At 39.5% G+C, this 20,931-nt stretch carries 15 protein-coding genes; 11 read left to right on the top strand and 4 right to left on the bottom strand.

Going from position 1 to position 20,931, the window contains the following annotated elements; genetic code table 11:
- The first annotated feature begins 35 nt into the window (after positions 1-35).
- The 5 genes from carA to DRW42_RS20000 all read left to right on the top strand — a co-directional run bounded on the left by carA (position 36) and on the right by DRW42_RS20000 (position 5,319).
- Positions 36-1,148 carry a glutamine-hydrolyzing carbamoyl-phosphate synthase small subunit gene (gene carA / locus DRW42_RS20020; RefSeq protein ID WP_113950612.1) on the top strand — a complete coding sequence of 371 codons (1,113 nt, stop codon included), beginning with the start codon at positions 36-38 and terminating at the stop codon, positions 1,146-1,148.
- Between the two features lie 340 nt (positions 1,149-1,488).
- A complete protein-coding gene (locus tag DRW42_RS20015) occupies positions 1,489-2,253 on the top strand; it encodes an ABC transporter ATP-binding protein (protein ID WP_113950611.1) in 765 nt (254 codons plus the stop codon).
- A 175-nt stretch (positions 2,254-2,428) separates the two neighbouring features.
- Entirely contained in the window at positions 2,429-3,505 is a 1,077-nt protein-coding gene (locus DRW42_RS20010; RefSeq protein ID WP_113950610.1) for an ABC transporter permease, read from the top strand.
- 118 nt (positions 3,506-3,623) lie between these two features.
- Complete coding sequence (locus tag DRW42_RS20005) at positions 3,624-4,580, top strand: Fic family protein (protein ID WP_113950609.1); 957 nt, start codon at positions 3,624-3,626, stop codon at positions 4,578-4,580.
- 55 nt (positions 4,581-4,635) lie between these two features.
- On the top strand, positions 4,636-5,319 hold the full coding sequence (locus DRW42_RS20000) for an XAC2610-related protein (protein ID WP_113950608.1): 684 nt from the start codon (positions 4,636-4,638) through the stop codon (positions 5,317-5,319).
- Between the two features lie 236 nt (positions 5,320-5,555).
- On the opposite strand, the gene DRW42_RS19995 is transcribed toward DRW42_RS20000, so the two are convergent.
- From DRW42_RS19995 to kbl, 4 genes are all read right to left on the bottom strand, one after another.
- Positions 5,556-6,131, bottom strand: coding sequence for a TetR/AcrR family transcriptional regulator (locus DRW42_RS19995; RefSeq protein ID WP_113950607.1), 576 nt, complete (start codon positions 6,129-6,131; stop codon positions 5,556-5,558).
- Position 6,132: 1 nt separating this feature from the next.
- Complete coding sequence (locus DRW42_RS19990; RefSeq protein WP_113950606.1) at positions 6,133-6,543, bottom strand: Rieske (2Fe-2S) protein; 411 nt, start codon at positions 6,541-6,543, stop codon at positions 6,133-6,135.
- Complete coding sequence (gene pheS / locus DRW42_RS19985) at positions 6,543-7,583, bottom strand: phenylalanine--tRNA ligase subunit alpha (RefSeq protein WP_113950605.1); 1,041 nt, start codon at positions 7,581-7,583, stop codon at positions 6,543-6,545. The genes DRW42_RS19990 and pheS overlap by 1 nt, the downstream gene beginning before the upstream one ends.
- A gap of 148 nt (positions 7,584-7,731) precedes the next feature.
- A complete protein-coding gene (gene kbl, locus DRW42_RS19980) occupies positions 7,732-8,919 on the bottom strand; it encodes a glycine C-acetyltransferase (protein WP_113950604.1) in 1,188 nt (395 codons plus the stop codon).
- Between the two features lie 247 nt (positions 8,920-9,166).
- On the opposite strand from kbl, the gene DRW42_RS19975 reads away from it, so the two are divergent.
- The 6 genes from DRW42_RS19975 to DRW42_RS19950 all read left to right on the top strand — a co-directional run bounded on the left by DRW42_RS19975 (position 9,167) and on the right by DRW42_RS19950 (position 20,931).
- Positions 9,167-11,614 (top strand): DUF5686 and carboxypeptidase regulatory-like domain-containing protein, encoded by a 2,448-nt coding sequence (locus tag DRW42_RS19975; protein ID WP_113950603.1) that lies wholly within the window; start codon positions 9,167-9,169, stop codon positions 11,612-11,614.
- 127 nt (positions 11,615-11,741) lie between these two features.
- On the top strand, positions 11,742-12,677 hold the full coding sequence (gene trhO / locus DRW42_RS19970) for an oxygen-dependent tRNA uridine(34) hydroxylase TrhO (RefSeq protein ID WP_113950602.1): 936 nt from the start codon (positions 11,742-11,744) through the stop codon (positions 12,675-12,677).
- A gap of 44 nt (positions 12,678-12,721) precedes the next feature.
- On the top strand, positions 12,722-13,054 hold the full coding sequence (locus tag DRW42_RS19965) for an ORF6N domain-containing protein (protein ID WP_113950601.1): 333 nt from the start codon (positions 12,722-12,724) through the stop codon (positions 13,052-13,054).
- A gap of 111 nt (positions 13,055-13,165) precedes the next feature.
- Positions 13,166-16,045, top strand: coding sequence for a ligand-binding sensor domain-containing protein (locus tag DRW42_RS19960; protein ID WP_113950676.1), 2,880 nt, complete (start codon positions 13,166-13,168; stop codon positions 16,043-16,045).
- Positions 16,046-16,423: 378 nt separating this feature from the next.
- Positions 16,424-19,438, top strand: a complete 3,015-nt coding sequence (locus tag DRW42_RS19955) for a SusC/RagA family TonB-linked outer membrane protein (RefSeq protein ID WP_113950600.1) — start codon at positions 16,424-16,426, stop codon at positions 19,436-19,438.
- Positions 19,439-19,449: 11 nt separating this feature from the next.
- Positions 19,450-20,931, top strand: a complete 1,482-nt coding sequence (locus tag DRW42_RS19950) for a RagB/SusD family nutrient uptake outer membrane protein (protein ID WP_113950599.1) — start codon at positions 19,450-19,452, stop codon at positions 20,929-20,931.

Below are 20,931 nucleotides of genomic sequence, written 5' to 3'. Positions count from 1 at the left end.
CTCTTTTTTAAATCAAAATCCATATTGTAATTACCATGACTAACTACACCAAGTTACCTGCGATTTTATTACTGGCCGATGGCACAGTTTTTTACGGCAAAGCGGCCGGAAAGATTGGCACCACTACCGGCGAAATTTGTTTTAATACCGGGATGACAGGTTACCAGGAAATTTTTACCGATCCAAGTTATTTTGGACAGATAATGGTTACCACCAATGCACATATTGGTAATTATGGTATCCACAAAGATGAAATCGAATCAGGTTCGATCAAAATCGCTGGTTTAGTCTGCAAAAATTACAACATCGTTTATAGCCGTAAAGAAGCAACAGAATCGATCCAGGATTATTTCCAGAACGATAATTTAGTTGCCATTTCTGATATCGATACCCGCGCTTTGGTACGCCACATCAGGGATAAAGGCGCCATGAATGCCATTATTTCTTCTGAAATTACCGATCTAGAAGAATTAAAGCAAAAACTGGCCGAAGTACCTTCAATGGAAGGCTTAGAACTTTCGTCAAAAGTAAGTACAACAGAACCTTATTTTTATGGTAATCCTGAAGCAAGTTTAAAAGTTGCTGCTTTAGATTTAGGCATTAAGAAAAACATTTTGCGCAGTTTCGAAAACCGCGATATCTACGTGCAGGTTTTCCCGGCTAAAACTACTTTTGCCGAAATGGAAAAATTCAGTCCTGATGGTTATTTTATTTCAAACGGTCCTGGCGATCCATCGGTAATGCCTTATGCTGTAGAAACCATTAAAGATATTTTAGCAGAAGATAAACCATTGTTCGGTATTTGTTTAGGACACCAGTTATTGGCCGAAGCAAACGGTATCGGTACCATGAAAATGTTTAACGGTCACCGTGGATTAAACCACCCGGTTAAAAACATCATCAAAAACCACTGCGAAGTTACTTCACAGAACCACGGCTTCGGGGTTATTCCTGATGAAGTTAGAAACTCTGATAAAGTAGAGATTACACACGTTAACCTTAACGATAAATCAATCGAAGGTATCCGTGTTAAAGGTAAAAAAGCATTTTCGGTTCAATACCACCCTGAATCTTCTCCAGGTCCACACGATTCGCGTTACTTATTCGACGATTTTGTTGAGGTAATGAAAGGCGAGTTAGTTTGGTAGGCCTTAAAAGACCAAAGCTTAAAGACTAAAGACCAAAGGTAGGCAGATGGCTGGAAGGCGGAAGGTTTAGGATTAAAGACTAAAGGTTAAAAACTAATGACCAGTGACGAAGTTAGGAGTTTTGCGGGGCAGAACAGTTAACCAATTTAAACGATTAACCAGTTAACCCAATAAACTAATCAACAAAATAGATCTGCGGATTTGAGGCAAAACAGGCCAACAATCCGCAGATTTCTTTTTTAACCAGTTTTCACCTGCTTAAAACATCATTTTACCGACTTTTTGGATAATCTCAGCCATAATTCATTTTCAATTCATTAAAGCTCCTTACATTCGCAATATGGAAACAAAAAAAGCCATTATCAGCGTAAATAACCTGGTAAAAAAGTACGATGATTTTGTGGCCGTTCAGGGCCTTAGTTTCGAAGTTTACGAGAACGAGATTTTTGGTCTGCTTGGTCCCAATGGTGCCGGAAAAACCACTACACTCGAAATTATCGAAACCTTAAGGGATAAAACATCAGGCGAAATTATTGTTGATGGCTTTTCGGTTGATAAACAGGCGCACAGCATTAAGCAGATTATCGGAGTGCAGTTACAGGCCGCTGGTTATTACCCAAACCTTAACCTGGTAGAGTTGATCGAACTTTTTGCAGGTTTATATGGCGCCAACATTAAACCAATGGAAATCCTGGAGAAAGTAAACCTCCAGGATAAAGCCAAAGCCAAATATAAAGCACTTTCGGGTGGACAGAAACAACGTTTCTCAATCGCCACCACCCTGATTAACCAGCCCAAAATTATTTTCCTTGATGAGCCTACAACAGGTTTAGATCCGCAGGCCCGCAGAAATCTCTGGGACCTGATTACCGAAATCCGCGATGCAGGCACAACAGTGGTAATTACCACCCACTATATGGATGAAGCCGAACAGCTCTGTGATCGCGTTGCTTTTGTAGAGCGTGGACAGATTATCGCTCTGGACACGCCAGATAACCTGATTGATAAATTGGTAAGCAGTGGTTTCGAGCGTAAAAAAGAAGTTAAAAAAGCCAACCTGGAAGATGTTTTCATCAACCTAACAGGGCAAGAGTGGCGCGAATAAAATTTCAAGCTCTTTTGAAAAGCAAGCACAGTATTCCAATTAATGTTGGCCCCGCTTTTCGTTACAATCTTTTTGCAAACGTTATCCTTCGCAATTAAACTATATTAAGCAAAAAGGATTTACACTGCAATCGGGTTTAAAAACATAAAATAGTGCAACTATTAATCAATAGTAAATGAAAAAATACAATAACATTAAAGCAACCCTGGCCCTTGCCAAAGCGAGTTTCCGGTCCATTATGCGGAGCCCTTCGGCTGTGGTATTTACCCTTGCTTTCCCTTTGATATTTATCCTCGTTTTTGGCTTTTTGGGTGGCGGCGGAACACATATCGATGTTGGGGTAACACCAGGCTCTGATGTAAACAACCCGGTAATGGGCATGCTTGAAAAAACAGGTATGATCCGCTTGATTAAGGATAAATCAAAAGCCGATTTTGATAAACTACTCGAAAAAGGTAATGTAGATGCCATGATCGATGTACACAGGAAAGTAAATTCAGCAGCTTATTCAGTTAATGTGGTCTATACATCAGCATCGCGTGATAAAGGTGGCATTTTAAAATCGGTGTTAAACAATGTCTTTTACGATAAAACACTAAAACCAACGGTTGCAGAGATAAAAGAAAGCACCATAACCGGTCGCGAATATAAAACCATTGATTTTATCCTACCCGGACAGCTGGGTTTCTCCCTTTTGAGCACAGGCGTTTTCGGAACAGCTTTCGTATTTTTAAGTCTCCGCCAAACTTTGGTGATTAAACGCTTTTTCGCTACACCGGTAAGGCGTTCGAGCATTGTAATAGGCGAAGGTATTGCACGTATTGGCTTTGCTTTAATAGGCGCTTTATTTATCATTTTAATCGGTCACTTCTTTTTTGGCTTTACACTCGTGCACGGGGCAGCCACGGTCGTCAATATGCTCATATTGGCTACAATGGGTATTATTGTTTTTATGGGTTTTGGTTTTATCATTTCGGGCATTGCCAAAAACGAAAGTATGGTACCACCAATATCCAACATTGTTACTTTACCACAGTTTTTACTATCAGGCACATTCTTTTCAATAGAAGCCTTTCCAAGCTGGTTACAGCCCATCAGCAGGGCTTTACCCCTTACCTATTTAAACGATGCCATGCGTAAGGTCGCTTTCGAAGGTATGGGTTTATGGGATGTTAAATTCCAGATTATGATCCTTTTATTATGGGGAATCGGTATTTATGCCGTAGCCGTGAAGGTATTTAAGTGGGAATAACCAACATCATAAAAAGAACTTAAAAAGATAACCTTCTGGTTATCTTTTTTTTTTGTGGAAAATTTTAATATCGGATAATAGTATTTTTATATCCAACCGATAATTGGTACATTTGGGTATGTGGGATTTTGATTTAAGCGATTTAGAAGAGCTACAACAACAAATAGGCAGGTTGTACGATAAAAAGACCAAGTTGGAAAACTCGAGGCCCTTGCCTAATAGTGCCCTTCACCGCATCAAAGAAGATCTTACCCTTGAGTGGACGTACAACTCCAACAGCATAGAAGGAAACACCCTAAGCCTGAAAGAAACCCAGATGGTTTTACAGGAGGGCATTACTGTTAAAGGCAAATCTTTAAGGGAACACTTCGAAGCCTTTAATCACGAAAAAGCAATCGATTACCTTTACACCCTGGTAAATCATAAATATACGCTAAGGAGCATCGACATTTTATCATTACATGGCTTGGTTTTGCGTAGCATAGAAGATGATTATGCCGGCCGTTTAAGAAACGGTGGTGTGCGTATTGTTGGTGCAAATTCCACACCACCCAATGCCAATAAGGTTTCCGATCTGCTGGATCAACTGATCACATTTGTAAATGATAACCCGTTGGGGTTAAATGATATTGTATTATCTACCATTTTTCACCATAAACTGGTATGGATACATCCTTTTTTCGATGGAAACGGCCGCACGGTAAGGCTTGCCATGAATCTTTTACTCATGCGCAGGGGCTTCCCTCCCGCTATCATTCTCAAAAACGACAGAAAAAAATATTATGAGGCACTTAATCAGGCCAATAAGGGCAAATACCATAAGCTCTGCCTGCTTATGCTGCAGGCGGTAGAGCGCTCTTTAAATATCTATCTTCATGCATTACCCAATAGCACTTACGGCGATTACGAACCCATTTCGCATATCGTTTCGGAGCCTGATGTTCCTTATGGGCAAGAGTACGTAAGTTTACTGGCAAGGCAGGGCAAAATAGATGCCTACAAAGAAGGCAGGGATTGGCTAACCACAAAATCTGCAGTAAAAAGCTATATCCAAACGCGTAAAAGGAAACGTTAACCTTTTTTAACTTTTTGCGGTTTGATAATGACGTAATTTTACCGAAAAATATTCAATGAAAAATTTGATCATCTTTTGCAGTATTTTATTGATTGCCAATACCGCGAAAGCACAGTTTAAATTCCTCGCCAATAACAGTTCCGATCAATACAAGGCCAAAATTATTGTTGATAAATGCGAAAGTGGCAGCTGTGATGGAAAAGCAACCATTATACTTTACGATAAAGCCACAGACCGCGAGATTGACACTTTCCATTCGGATGACCTTGAATTTGGCTTAACCGAAACACAGGATGCGAAATTGGGATGGCTTGAACTCGGGAAATACCAGACACCATTAATTTTCGGCGATTTTAATTTCGACGGGATAGAAGATATCGCAATCAGAAATGGCAATAAAGGCAGCTACATGAGTCCGTCGTACGATATATACGTGGCCGCAGCCGAAAACAAGTTTACCTTAAATAATGAACTAACTAAATTGGCCAGCCAAAATCTCGGCATGTTTGATGTAGATAAAAAACTTAAGCAAGTTTCTATCCATCAAAAAGACGGATGTTGCTTTGATAAGACGATCAATTACAAATACGGCAATAAGAATGCATTATATGAAGATTCGTCGGTAATTGAAGATTCGAGCATTGCCGATTACGTTACGGTAATTACCCAAAAACTGGTTGACGGTAAAATGAAGAGAACCGTGCAGAAGTTTAAGATGAAGGAGTATTATAATCAGTAACGAGGGTTAATTAACCACAGATGCACAAGACTGATAACCGTCATTTCGAGCGGAGTGCGACGCCACCTAGGATAAAGTAAGTGCTCAGCGAAGCTAAATCTAATTCTAGTCGTAGCGTCGCGCTACGACTAGCTAACAAGTTTATTTTCGGTCTTAGCGAGACGCTAAGACCAGAGATTAGATGACAAATAGCGAAGAAAGACCCTGAAATAAATTCAGGGTGACGAATTTTATATTTAAAGCGCCGCTTTCACCAAAAATGGCAATATCTCTTTCTGGAAACTTACAAAGTTTTTGCGCACATCCGAATCGCTTACGGATGTAAATGCGAAGGAAAATACGATGCTTTTACTTGCTTTTAGCAGAAAAGCCAATCCTTCCCTTCGGGCAGGGTTATTTTTAAAGTTATCCAACTGCAGGTAAGCCGCTAATAATAAGGCCTCAAGCTGATCTGACAGATGTTTTAAGAACTCCTGTGAGTTTGCATTTTCGCGCACAAAATCCCAGCCGATAAACTCGTTACAGGCCGTAAAAGATAAACGGCTGGTTTTCATTACAAGTGCTTTTAAATGCTCTTCTTCTGATGCGTAGCTAACTTTATTATGCAGAATTTCGTGCAGGTTCTGATCAAGATAATCCATTAGGATACTATCTAATACCTGCTCTTTACTTTCAAAATATTTATAAATAGTTGCTTTGGCGATGCGTGCCTTTTTTGCAATTTCGTTTACACTGGTTTTATGATAACCATATTTTCTAAATAATTCTTTGGCAGCCTTTTTTACTGTTTCTTTTATTTTTTCAGCTTCCATTCTAATTGGTTACGTGTAAAAGTGTGTTGCCCTGCAACGATATATTGTATGCTTTTAAGCTTTTTTCGGCAGGTGCTTTTTGCGGACTTCCATCCAGCAACGAAAATTTTGCACCAGAGCAGGGATCTGTTGCGGTTACACCACTATCATCAGGGGCAACTTTGCATATTTTCTCGGGATTTACGGTACTGCAACGATCGAAAGCTACATAAGTACCAAGTGGTGTTTTAACAATTAACAAGCCACCAACGCCGTTGTTTGCAACTACCAGCACATTATTTACTGCTTTTAAACTAAACTCCGTTAAGGTAACATTATAATTCACGGGTACATCCGGAATGTAACCGTCCTCCTTACCACAACCGGTAGTTAATATCAGAACAAATAATATGCTGTATAGATATTTCATCATTAAATTAAGGCCGATTTAAACTGCTTTAAGAAACGTGCATCATTCTCAGAGAATAAACGCAAATCTTTAATTACATATTTTAGGTTGGCAATACGTTCAATACCCATTCCGAAAGCGAAACCACTGTATTTTTTCGAATCGATACCACAGTTTTCCAAAACGTTAGGATCAACCATACCGCAACCCAGAATTTCTACCCAGCCGCTGTATTTACAAAACTGGCAACCAGATCCTTTACAAATGGTACAAGAAATATCCATTTCTGCAGACGGTTCTGTAAAAGGGAAATATGACGGACGGAAACGCACTTTGGTACCTTCTCCGTACAATTCCTGAACGAAATAAAACAAAGTTTGCTTTAAATCTGCAAATGAAACATTTTCATCTACATATAAACCTTCTACCTGATGGAAAAAGCAGTGTGCCCTTGCCGAAATGGCTTCATTACGGTAAACACGGCCCGGCATAATTGCTCTGAATGGCGGTTGTCCCTGCTCCATCATACGTACCTGTACCGATGAGGTATGTGTACGCAAAGCGATATCGCCTTTTTCGCCACCTTTTTTAATAAAGAAGGTATCCTGCATATCCCTGGCCGGATGCTCTTCAGGGAAGTTTAATGCAGAGAAGTTATGCCAGTCGTCTTCAATTTCAGGACCTTCTGCCACGGTAAAACCAAGTTTGGCAAAAATCTCCACAATTTCCCTGCGCACCAAAGCTAAAGGATGGCGCGAACCGATTTCAAAACCTTCACCGGGTAAAGTTAAATCCTGTTGCGAATTTTCACTTTTGGCATCAACACTTTCGGTAGATTCTTTTAAAGTCTGGTATTTTGATTCGGCAAGTTGCTTAAATTCATTCAAAACCTTACCCAACGATCTTTTTTCTTCAACAGAAACAGATTTGAACTCGTCGAAAATTTCTTTGATGATGCCCTTGCTTCCTAAATATTTAATACGGAACTGCTCTAATTCGTCGGCCTTTTCGGTTACGAAAGCATTAATTTTATCGGTATATTGTGTTATTTTGTCCTGTAACATGGCTTCAAATATACGGCAAATTATCTAATAATTTTAAGCTTAACGGGTTCAAATAATCTGTTTACAATATCATTATAAAAGAAAATGAACCCATAAACAACAAAAGCCGCTTAAAGCGGCCTTTGTAATTATAATAGATCTATAAGTTTTAAATTACGCCTAATTCTTTACCCACTTTGGTAAATGCAGCAATGGCTTTATCTAAATGGTGCTGCTCATGTCCGGCCGATAATTGTACACGGATCCTGGCTTTGCCTTGTGGTACCACCGGATAAAAGAATCCGATTACATAAATACCTTCTTCGAGCATTTTAGCGGCAAATTGTTGTGCTATTTTTGCATCGTACAACATTACCGGAACAATCGGGTGGAAACCAGGTTTAATATCGAATCCGGCTTCTGTCATCTTCTCGCGGAAATATTTGGTATTACTTTCCAGTTTATCTCTTAAAGAAGTGGTTTCGCTCAACATATCCAGCACGGCAATTGATGCACCCGCAATCGCAGGCGCCAGGGTGTTAGAAAACAGATAAGGGCGTGAACGCTGACGCAACATATCGATAATTTCTTTTTTACCCGAAGTGAAACCGCCTGATGCACCGCCCAAAGCTTTACCTAAAGTACCTGTAATGATATCGATACGATCCATTACATTAAAATGTTCGTGCGTACCACGTCCGTTTTTACCGATAAAGCCTGTACAGTGCGATTCGTCGATCATGATCAATGCTTCATATTTATCGGCCAGATCGGCAATTTTATCCAATGGGGCAACAGATCCGTCCATAGAGAATGCACCATCGGTAACGATAATACGGTGACGGCAATCTTTAGCAGCGATCAATTGTTTTTCCAGGTCTTCCATATCTGCATTTTTATAACGGAAACGCTGTGCTTTACACAAGCGCACGCCATCGATAATAGAAGCATGGTTCAATTCGTCGGATATAATGGCATCTTCTGCATTAAACAAAGGCTCGAAAACGCCTCCGTTTGCATCAAATGCAGCTGCATATAAAATGGTATCTTCAGTACCTAAAAATTTAGAGATTTTTGCCTCCAGTTCTTTGTGTACATCCTGTGTTCCGCAGATAAAGCGCACTGACGACATTCCATAGCCATGATCGTCTATCGCTTTTTTAGCCGCTTCTATCACTTTAGGGTGAGAAGAAAGTCCTAAATAATTATTTGCGCAGAAATTGATTACCTCAGCACCACCGCTTACTTTAATGTCGGCACCCTGAGGCGTAATAATAATCCTTTCGCGTTTAAATAATCCAGCGTTTTCGATTTCTTCAAGTTCTTTTTGAAGAACCGGTTGTAATGTTTTGTACATGGCCTTTTAATATGGTTGAATTTACGTCCAAAGTTATAAAAAAAAGTCTTTTCAGACCTAAAAACGCAATTTTCGTGATATATTTTACAGACAAACGTTTGACCGGCAGGTTATCCTGAACCAGACCTCGATTATTGGCTTAAAATTGTAGCCGTTACTATTTTTTTTCGATCTTAACAAACTTTAACATGCCGCTATGTGTATAGTGTAAAAAGATATTCGATATTTAGGGCATACTAATCCAACTATGACAAGAATTTGCGCACTCCTATTTTTTTGCGGCCTCACCAACTTTGTATTCGCCCAGCATTTTACCGTTACAGGGATTGTTAAGGATACCAACGGACAGCCAGTTCCTTTTGCATCGGTTTACTTAAAGAATACCACTACAGGAACTTCTGCCAATGTTGACGGGAAATATTCGGTAAAGCTAAAAAACGGGGAACATACTTTAAGTTTCAGGGCTGTTGGTTACAAACAACAGGAGCATATTGTAAATTTAACTGGTGATATTTCGCTAAATGTAACGCTATCACCAGAGAGTTATACGCTGGAGGGTGTAAATATCAAGGGCAATGCCGAAGATCCGGCTTACGGCATTATCCGCAAAGCCATTAAGGAACGAAAAACACATTTAAATGAAGTGAAAGCATTTAGTTGTGATGTTTACATCAAAGGTGTTCAACGGTTAAAAGGTGCACCTAAAAAGTTTTTCGGACAGGATATACAGAAAGTTTTAGAGCTTGATACCAACCGCAAAGGCATTATTTACCTGTCGGAATCGCAAAGCAAATTTAATTTCAGACGGCCGAATGATGTACATGAGGAAATGATCTCATCTAAAGTTGCCGGCAGGAACAACGCCTTTAGTTTTAATAAGGCATCAGACCTGATCATTAATTTTTACGACAATTACCTACTCGAGAACAAATTAAGCGCCAGGGGATTTATTTCGCCAATTGCAGATAATGCTCTTTTTTATTATAAGTATAAATTATTGGGTGAAAGTAAAGAAAATGGCGAAATCATCCACAAGATAGAGGTGATCCCACGCCGTGAAAACGATCCGGTTTTTAGGGGAATTATTTATATTGTTGATGATAGCTGGAGAATTTACAATACTGATGTTTACCTGACCAAAAATGCGGGCATTAACTTTATCGATACCCTAAACATTAGCCAGCAGTTTACCCGGGTTAATGATGTTTACATGCCTACCGCCATTAATTTTCAATTTGCAGGCAATGTACTGGGATTTAAAATTGCCGGTTATTTTGTGGGTATTTACAGTAATTACAACCTGGATCCTAAATTCCCGAAAAACTTTTTCAGTGGCGAGATTTTAAAAGTTACCGAAATGGTGAACAAAAAAGACTCTGTTTACTGGAAAAACAACAGGCCTATCCCTTTAACTGAGGACGAAAAAATCAATTATGTTAAAAAAGATAGTGTTGCCAAGTTAAAAGAGTCGAAAAAATACCTCGATTCACTGGAAAAAGACAATAATAAGTTCGGGATAGTAAAGCTGCTGTTACATGGTTATAGTATTAACGACCGTTACGATAAAGAATACTGGTCGTTCGATCCGGTGCTTAAATCTATATTTTACAATACTGTTGAGGGTTTTGCAGTTAAATACGGTGTTACCTATAGAAAAGTGTTTGAGAACAGAAAATCTTATTCGATACGCCCTGAATTAAGGTATGGCTTTGCCAACCAGAAGCTTACCGGAAGTTTAAGCGGAAGTTATTTTTACAACCCGCTTAAACGTGCCAGCGTAAGTGCATCCTTCGGAAACGGGATATTCGACCTGAATAACCTGGGCTCTATGACGCAGCTGGGTAACTCCATCAACTCCTTATTTTACGAAAAGAACTTTGCCAAGTTTTACGAAAAAAGTTTCATCAATGTTAATACCACCCGCGAGCTGGCATCAGGACTACAGGGAAGTGTGGCTGTAGATTACAGCAGGAATAAAACACTTAGCAATAACTCAACATTTAAATTTATAGATGCGAAAGACCGGGAATTTACTTCGAACAATCCTTTTAGCCCAACAGAAGACATAGCACTTTTCCCAACTTATAATGCTTTTAGTGCAACGGCAAGTTTAACTTATACTTTCGGACAGAAATACATTACCCGTCCGGATGGCAAGTTTTATACCGAATCGAAGTTCCCTAAAATGACAATATTGTATAAAAAGGGTTTCAATGGTGTATTGAACAGTGATGTGGATTACGATTTTGTAAAGCTGGAGGTTTCGCAAGACAGAATCGGGCTTGGCTTGTGGGGTTATACTTCATTTTTGGCAGGTGTGGGCAAATTCCTGAATAACAAGAGCATGTATTATCCTGATTTTAAACATTTCGCCGGTAACATCTCTACCATCTTCCCTCCTAACCTCAGGAAGTTTCAATACCTGGATTTTTATCAGTTCAGTACCAATCAGCAATATTTCGAAGCCCATTTAGAGCATAATTTTGCAGGTTTCTTTATGAATAAAGTTCCATTATTGCGAAAAGCAAAACTTGAAGAGTTTATCGGTGGGGGTTATTTATCTTCTCCTGAAAAAAGAAATTACAAAGAATTCTACTTCGGCATTCAACGTCTGGTATTACGCGCCAGTTATGGTTTTGCCTATGATGGCGGACGTAAGTTGACGCAAGGGTTTAGGATTTCGTATGGCTTTTAGGATGGATGATGTTTGATGGAAAATGGATGATGGAAAGCACATAATCCATTTTACATTTTTACATCTTACATAATTCCCCTATCTTTGCCCCGCTTTAAACGCCGTTTGCAACGGTATCAACAGCGTTATGGAAAAATATCAAACACTACTTTACTATTGCTATAGTTACATAGCAGAGGCAGAGCAATTTGCTGCCGATCACCTTAAATTTTGTAAATCGTTAGGTTTAGTTGGCCGCATTATCGTTGCCGACGAAGGTTTAAATGGTACCGTTTCCGGAACAGCCGAAGCCTGCGAAGCTTACATGAAAGCAATACATGCTGACGAAAGGTTTGCCAAAACCGAATTTAAAATCGACAATGTTGAAGAACTTTCGTTCTTAAAAATGCACTGCCGCTATAAATCGGAGATTGTACATTCGGGTTTAAGGGATACTTCGATTATCGACCCGAACAAACAAACCGGCAAACATTTAGAGCCAGTCGATTTCATGAAAATGAAAGATGATGAGGATGTAATTATCCTCGATGTGCGTTCTAATTATGAGCATAACCTTGGTAAATTTAAGAACGCAGTAACGTTAGATATTGAGAATTTCCGCGATTTCCCTGACCAGATCAATCAGCTCGCCCAATATAAAGACAAGAAAATATTAACTTACTGCACCGGCGGCATTAAATGCGAAAAGGCATCTGCCCTATTGTTGCATCATGGTTTTAACGATGTATACCAGTTACATGGTGGCATTATAAAATACGGAAAAGAAGCTGGCGGCAAGGATTTTGAAGGTAAATGTTACGTTTTCGACAACCGTATTGCTGTTGACGTGAATGAGGTAAACCCTACTGTGGTTTCCGTTTGCTACAACTGTGGTAAAACCACTCCAAAAATGATCAACTGTGCCAATCCGGAATGTAACGAGCACATCACCCAATGCGATGATTGCGGTAACGAACTTCAGGGTTGTTGCTCAACGGCATGTACAACAAATCCGCGCAAACGTCCTTATGATGGCACAGGGTACTATGTGAAGGTTCCGCAGCCAGTGACTTTGAAAAGTTAAAAAATTAATTTAAATTCCATTATTAATTTAACGCACTCTTAATAATGGAAATACAGACTTTAAAAAGTAAAATATATTATGTCAGAGGGCTCAATGTATTATTTGATTTTGACCTTTCTGAACTATATGAAACAGAAACCAGGATTCTAAAACAGGCCGTTAACAGAAATATCGACCGCTTTCCGGAAGATTTCATGTTTCAAATCACAAAAGCAGAATGGCAAGAGGTTATCACAAATTGTGATAACCTCCCTGCAACAGCTAAATTCTCTCGATCAAATCGACCGTCATCTCGACCGGAGCATAGCGGAGCGGAGAGATCTATCTCGAGACAGATTTCTCGGCTGCGCTGCGCTCGAAATGACGGTAATTCATAGGAGTTATAAAGTTTTTGGCGCATGATTCTCTAACCATGAACCTCCACTCGCCCATTTTAAACAATTTTTCGTTTACTTTGTGTAATAATGGCTTTACCCGCTAACCATTTTATGCTAAACTATTTCCGTTTCGTACTACTGCTTTTATGCTTTACCATAGGTACCTATGCAGCTGATATTAAAAGTATTGGCGTACCCTACATAGAAAATTATCCAAAATCTGTTTATTCATCCGGTAACCAGAACTGGAGCATCGCTAAAGATAAAAACGGCGTAATGTATTTTGGTAATGCCGAAGGTCTGTTAACTTTTGATGGCCGCTACTGGCAGAAATACCAGATGCCCAACAGGCAGATTGTAAGGGCTGTGGCCACTGATAATAAAGGAAAGATTTATACCGGTAGTTTTGGCGAATTTGGTTACTGGGCTATTAAAAACAATAAATTAAATTATAACTCCCTTACCAGCTTACTTCCAAAAGGAATAAAAATAAATGATGAAGTCTGGAAAATTTATATTGATAGAGACCGGGTGATCTTTCAGTCATTTTCAAAGATTTTTATCTATCAAAACAATAAAATTGAGGTAGTAAAATCGCCATCTTCTTTTTTATTCCTGCATAAGGTAAATAACAGATACCTGGTGGAAGTACTCGAAAAAGGGCTGTTTGAACTAACAGGCAGTAAACTGGTCCATATTCCGAACAGTGAAAAACTAGGCCGGGAAGGGATTCTTTCTATCCTGCCCTATAAAACCACCGGCCTGATCATCGGAACCAGTAAACAGGGATTATTTACCTACGACGGGAAAGATTTCACACCTTTAAATACCCCTGCCAATAGTTACCTCAAAACCTATCAACTTAACAACGGGGTAAGTTTGCTGGGTAAATATTTTGCTTATGGCACCATCCTAAATGGCCTGATCATTATCGACGAAACCGGAAGAGTTGTACAACGCATCAATAAATCGAGTGGTTTGCAGAACAATACGGTTTTAAGTTTATATGCGGATAATGAGCAAAATCTTTGGGCGGGGCTGGATAACGGCATCGACCGCATAGAACTCAACTCTCCCCTATATTTCTATTTCGATAAAACGGGGCAGTTTGGTACGGTATATTCGAGTATCATTTTTAATAATAAGATTTATCTGGGCACCAATCAAGGTCTGTTTTACAGCGAATGGTCGCCGGATAATCTCGTACCTTTTAATTTTAGGCTGATCCCAAATTCGCAGGGACAAGTATGGGAGTTAACCATTATCGATAATGAATTAATCTGCGGGCATAATAGTGGTACTTTTAAGATTAATGGCAATCAAATTGAGTGGTTATCGAGAAGTTCGGGTGGGTGGACAATCAGAAAGTTAAATTCCAATCCCAACTATCTGGTTCAGGGCACCTATACCGGGTTATCACTTTTTACCGAATCTCCCGCCCGGGGTTTAAAGTTCGAAACAAAAATTTCAGGATTTGATGCACCATCGAGGTACGTAGAGCAAGATAACAAGGGCGATATTTGGGTAGCCCATGCTTATAAAGGATTATATAAACTGAATTTAAGTCCAAATTACACCAATGTAACCAGTATTAAATATTTCGACGAAAAAAATGGCTTACCAGGCAACTATAATATCAATATTTTCAATTTAGAGAATAAAATTGTTTTTTCTTCCGACGCAGGTTTTTATACATACGACGAGTTAAGCGATAAATTTACCAAATACGAAGCGTTGAATAAGGAACTTGGGTCTTTCCAGTCTTCAAACAAAATCATTAATGCTGGTGGCAAAAAGTACTGGTTTATCAATCACGGTAAAACAGCCCTGGTTAACTTTAGCGAACCTGGCAAAGTAGAAATAGATTCGAACCAGTTCAGCATTTTAGATGGCCGGATGGTTCAGTATTATGAGAACATCAGCCGTATCAGCAATTCAATTTACCTGATCAGCGTTGATGATGGTTTTGTAATTTATAATTCTACCGCACAACTTAATCAGGAAAAAAGGAAACTACCTTCTGTTTTAATCAGGCGTGTGGAAGATATTACCGATAAATTTTCACTCATCAGCGAAACCGGAAATGATGAAGAAGCTACAGAAATCCAGAATAGCCGCAACAACATCCGCATTTCTTATGCACTACCCTACTACCGCCAGGCAAAAGTTAAATACCAGATTTACTTAGAGGGATATTCCAAAACATGGTCTGACTGGAGCTACGCCACGCAAAAAGATTTCACCAACTTAAGTGCCGGAACCTATGTTTTTAAAGTTAGGGCAAAAACCGACGACAGTACGGTGAGCGAAGAAACCGTTTATACATTTACCATTTTGCGGCCCTGGTACCTTAATAACTGGGCTTTACTGTTTTACACTGCCCTGTTTGTGGTGGTATTGATCCTCGGGAAGAAAATTTATGAAAGAAAACTGAAGAGGGACAGTCAGAAAATAAGCGACCGTTTACAGGCAGAACAGGAAGAAATATTAAAACAGGAAGCCGAAACAAACGAAAAACACATTATTAAACTCCAGACAGAGAAGCTGCAAGCTGAACTGGCTTCGAAAAACAGGGAACTTGCGAATTCGGCCATGACACTGGTATATAAAAATGAGCTCCTCCAAAAACTCAGCGATGAGATTTCGAAACTCAAGGATGAAAACGGAAAAAAACTTTCGGAAGATCAGACCCGTAAAATCCAGAAAGTAATTAATGACGGCATGAACGATGAGCGTGATTGGCACCTCTTCGAAAACAGCTTTAACGAAGCGCACGAAAGTTTCTTTAAAAAATTAAAGGCGCAGCATCCTGATCTTGTTCCGAATGATTTAAAACTTTGTGCTTACCTGCGGATGAACATGAGCAGTAAAGAAATGTCGTCGTTGCTGAATATCACTTTAAGGGGGGTAGAAATCCGCAGGTACCGCCTGCGCAAAAAGCTCGAAGTACCCCATGATAAAAACCTGACCGAGTTTTTAATGGAGCTTTAGTCAACAGGTTTTGGGGATCAGAATTCTTCATTTTTAGGGCATAAAACCATCGTTAAATTAATTAACTAATATTTTAGGAAATCTCACTTCTCAGCCATTTTTGGCCTGAGTGGCAGATTAGGCACTACATCATTACCTCTCATAGGCCTTTTCTCTACCCCACAAAACACTTAGTGTGATTTGTACACTTTTGTGTATGTTAATGTTTTGTTAAAATCCAAAAAAACTGCGTTTTTAGGCTAAAATCGCATTTGGTTTATCTTAGTGAGATACCGCACACGGCACGATGATGTATTAATGTTGAGGTACAAAGACTTGCACATCAGCAAAAACAACCCCACATTTAACCAACAATTAAACTAAAATTTATAATAAAGCATGAAAAGAATCTTTACAAGAATTTCTGTTCTCGCTGCATTTTGTTTGCTAACAATTAACGTAGCATTAGCGCAAAACATTACCGTTAAAGGTAAGGTAATTGATGGAGGTGACAAAACTCCTTTACCAGGCGTATCTATTTTAATCAAGGGCACACAAACTGGCACCCAAACAGATGTAAACGGCGGCTATTCCCTTAGCGTACCGGCCAATGCCACATTGGTATTCAACTTTGTAGGCTACACAGCACAAGAGCAGGCTGTAAATAATCAAACTACGATTAATGTATCACTGGCGTCGTCGACACAACAATTAGAGCAGGTTGTGGTTGTAGGTTATGGTACACAACGAAAAATTGATGTTACGGGTTCTGTAGCATCGGTTAAGGGTGAGGATATTAATAAACAACCTTCTACCAATCCAATCAGCGCTTTACAGGGTAAGGTTGCCGGAGTTTCGATCAGCAACAATGCAACTCCTGGTGCTGCACCACAAATTACCATTCGTGGTACAGGAACCATTTATGGTAATACAGGTCCGTTATATGTTGTTGATGGTGTTTGGTATGATGATATTACATTTTTAAATCCTGCAGACATTGCAAGTATCAATATTCTTAAAGATGCATCAAGCCAATCTATTTATGGTGTTAGGGCTGCAAACGGTGTGGTTTTGGTTACTACCGTTAAAGGAAAAAATGGAAATGCAACAATCAATTACAACGGAACAGTTGGTTTACAAGCGGTAACCAACCAGGTTAAAATGACCAACGCAAGCGAATATGCAACTGCGGTAAACGAGGCGTATGCGATAAATGGAGCAGCTAAGCCGTTGTTTGCAAGTACAAATTTGGGCGAAGGCACAGATTGGTATGATCAAATTTTACGCAATGCCATGATTAACAATCATCAGGTTTCTATCAACGGGGCCAGCGAAAAATCGAGCTATAATTTTTCATTGGGCTATGTTAATCAGGATGGTATCATCACCAATAACAATTACAAAAGATATACCGCACGCCTGTCTAACGATTTCCAGGTTTTTAAGAATTTAAAAGTTGGATACAACGTTACTGGTAGTTCAAGTAAATCAAATAATGCTCCTGCCTCAATTTACAGGGCTTTATATACCGCATCTCCGGTTGTACCTGTTTTTAATGCCGATGGCAGTTATGGCGATCCTAATACGTATCAGTTAGGAAATGGAAGCAATGTGAATCCACAGGCTACCATTGATTTTAATAACAGTATCACCTCGAAATACAGGGTTACAGGAAATGTATACGCGGAATTAAAGTTTGCTAAACACTTTACCTTTAAAACAAGTGCAGGTGGTGATTTCGGACAGGAAGAAAACAGGATTTACACTCCATTATATTATGCCACTACCGGACAGAACACAAAAATAAGTACACTTTCTATCGGCAGAACTGAAACCAGAAACTGGATTTTAGAAAACACCCTAACCTACGAAAATAAGTGGAACGACCACAGTTTAACTATTTTAGCAGGTCAAACCGCACAACGTTACAAATCATATACCATAACAGGTACAGCACAAAATGTGCCCTTTGCAAGAGAAGGCGATTTATACCTGAGTTTAGGTAATGCAGCAGGTAGAACCATCGAAGATAAAGGTGCGTTAAATACTGCAACTTCATACTTTGGAAGAGTTAACTATAGCTTCAAAAACAAATATCTGTTAAATGCTTCTTTAAGGGGCGATGCTGCATCACAATTTTTCGGCGGTAGCGATTTATGGGGATATTTCCCATCAGTTGGTGCAGGCTGGGTGGTAACCAACGAAGATTTTATGAAAGATCAAAAAATCTTCAGCAATTTAAAAGTTCGCGGTAGCTGGGGTAAAGTAGGTAATGCAGGTGTTCCGATTAACCCTACAACGCTTACAGTTAATCAAAGTGCTGCTTTAATCGCATTTTATAATGGTATTGCCAATACAGGTGCCAGTGTAACTACTATTGTGCCTCCTGCCCTTTTCTGGGAGCGCAGTGCGGGTACTGATATTGGCTTGGAAATGGGCTTTTTTAATAACAAATTATCAGTTGAAGCCGATTACTACAATAGAAAAACTGAACAGGCTATTTTCAACATTCCAATTTTAGGTTCTTTAGGTACATCAAACAGTGTATTATTAGGCAACCAGGCCGACTTTAGAAACCGCGGTTTCGAACTATCTGCTACCTGGTCTGATAAAACTGCCGGTGGTTTAACCTATTCGATCAGTGGTAATGTTGGTATAAACAACAATAAAGTATTGAATGTAACTTCGGGTTCGAATCCTATTGATGCAGGTGGCGATGGCTTAAACAATGCCGTAGTTCCAACAAGAACTGTGGTTGGCAGACCAATTGGATCTTTTTATGGCTATCAGGTAACCGGAATTATCCAAACCGCACAAGAAGCAGCTGCTTCGGGCATGCCGGGTGCCAGACCAGGCGATTTTAAATACGCAGATTTAAATGGGGATGGCATTGTAGATTCGAAAGATAAAACCTTCTTAGGCAATCCAAACCCCAAATACACTTATGGTATTAATACCTATTTTTCTTACAAAAACTTCGATTTAACCCTCGATATCCAGGGTGTGGCCGATGTTGATGTATTTAATGCTAATCTGGGTAACAGATTTGGTAACGAAAATTACACTAAAGATTTTTACGACCACAGATGGACCGGACCTGGATCTAGCAACACTTACCCATCTACAAGTTTAGCAGGTGGAAATAACAATCAAACCAACTCATTTTATATCGAAAGTGGCGCATATATCAGATTGAGAAATATACAATTGGGTTATAACCTGCCGCAATCGTTGATTTCAAAATGGAAAATGCAAAAATTAAGAGTGTTTGCCAATGCCCAAAACGCTGTTAATCTGTTCGGCTATAAAGGTTTTACTCCAGAGGTTGGTGGTGTACCTACAAAAGCAGGTATCGATTTCAACGTATATCCAATGTTTGCGACGTATAACATCGGTATAAACTTAACCTTTTAATTGATTTGAACATGAGAACATATATAAATATAAGTTTACAAAAATGGTGTGCAGTTGGTATGTTATCAACTTTAATGTTCGCATCATCATGTAAAAAAGACTTCTTAAATGTAGACCCACAAGGTCAGCAGGCAGCGCAGCAATTCTGGAAAACACAGGAAGATGCTACCAAAGGTGTAAATGCAATATATGCAAATTTACGCACCTGGGAGAATCTTGCCTTCCCTGCACTGGCTATAGAAAGTACCGGATCAGACGAAGCCGATAAAGGCAGTACGGTAACCGATGCTACATTTTTTAACCTTTATGATACCTTTACTGTTACCTCTACTGAAGGTTCTTTACAGAGTTTTTGGACAGGCCAGTATAGAAATATAAACCTTTGCAATCAGGTATTGGACAATATTCCAAATATTCAGATGGATGCTGGTTTAAAAGCGCGTTATTTAGCTGAGGCAAAATTTGTTAGGGCTTATTCTTATTTTAGATTGGTAAGGGCTTACGGTGGCGTACCTTTAAGATTAAAAGTACCTGCTGATGCATCAGAATACAACATTCCGAGAGCAGATAAAGCAGCAGTTTATGCTCAGATAGAGAAAGATTTAAATGAAGCCGCAGCAGTACTACCAGCATCTTATGGTTCGAATGATATTGGAAGAGCTACAAAAGGTGCAGCCATAGGTATGCATGCAAAAGTTGCCATGTATCAGCAAAAATGGGATGATGCTTTAGCGCTAACCAATCAGGTAATTGGTATGGGCTATGCCCTTTTCCCTGATTTCGAGAAAGGATTCCGTACTCAGAATGAAAATAATGTGGAATCATTATTTGAAGTTCAATGCGAATTTGTTCCGGGAAATAACGATGCTTCCAATTCTCAGTACAGCCAGGTTCAGGGTGTAGCTGGAGAACCAGCAGGTGGCTGGGGCTTTAATACACCATCTGCAGCGCTGATCGCTTCATTCGAACCCGGTGATCCCAGAAAAGATGCTACAATCTTATTCCCTGGAGAAACTACTCCTCAGGGCGATTTTATCAAAACAAATGTTGTAAACATTGGCTACAACCAAAAATCTTATGTTCCATTTAGCATGTTTGTTTCAGGTAATCAAGGTTCTCAACAAAATTTCAGGGTATTAAGGTTTGCCGATATCTTATTGATCAATGCAGAAGCGGCCAACGAACTTAATAACCCTACATTGGCACTAACATCATTAAACAAAGTACGTGCGCGTGCCAGAGGTACTGCTACAGGTATTCTTCCTGATGTTACCACTACTGATAAAACAGCTTTGCGTACAGCGATCTGGAAAGAAAGACAGTCGGAGCTAGCATTAGAAAGCGACAGGCTTTTTGATGTGATCCGCCAGGGCAGAGGCGCACAGGTTTTAGGTCCTAAGGGCTGGAAAGCAAATAAAAATGAAGTGTGGCCAATTCCACAAACAGAAATCGATTTAAGTGGCGGCTTGCTTACGCAAAACCCGGGTTACTAA

Origin of the sequence: Pedobacter miscanthi, from assembly GCF_003315595.1 — a bacterium.
GTDB lineage: Bacteria > Bacteroidota > Bacteroidia > Sphingobacteriales > Sphingobacteriaceae > Pedobacter > Pedobacter miscanthi.
The sequence above is the reverse complement of the archived record's forward strand: the minus strand, read 5'-3'. Positions and strand labels throughout refer to the sequence as shown.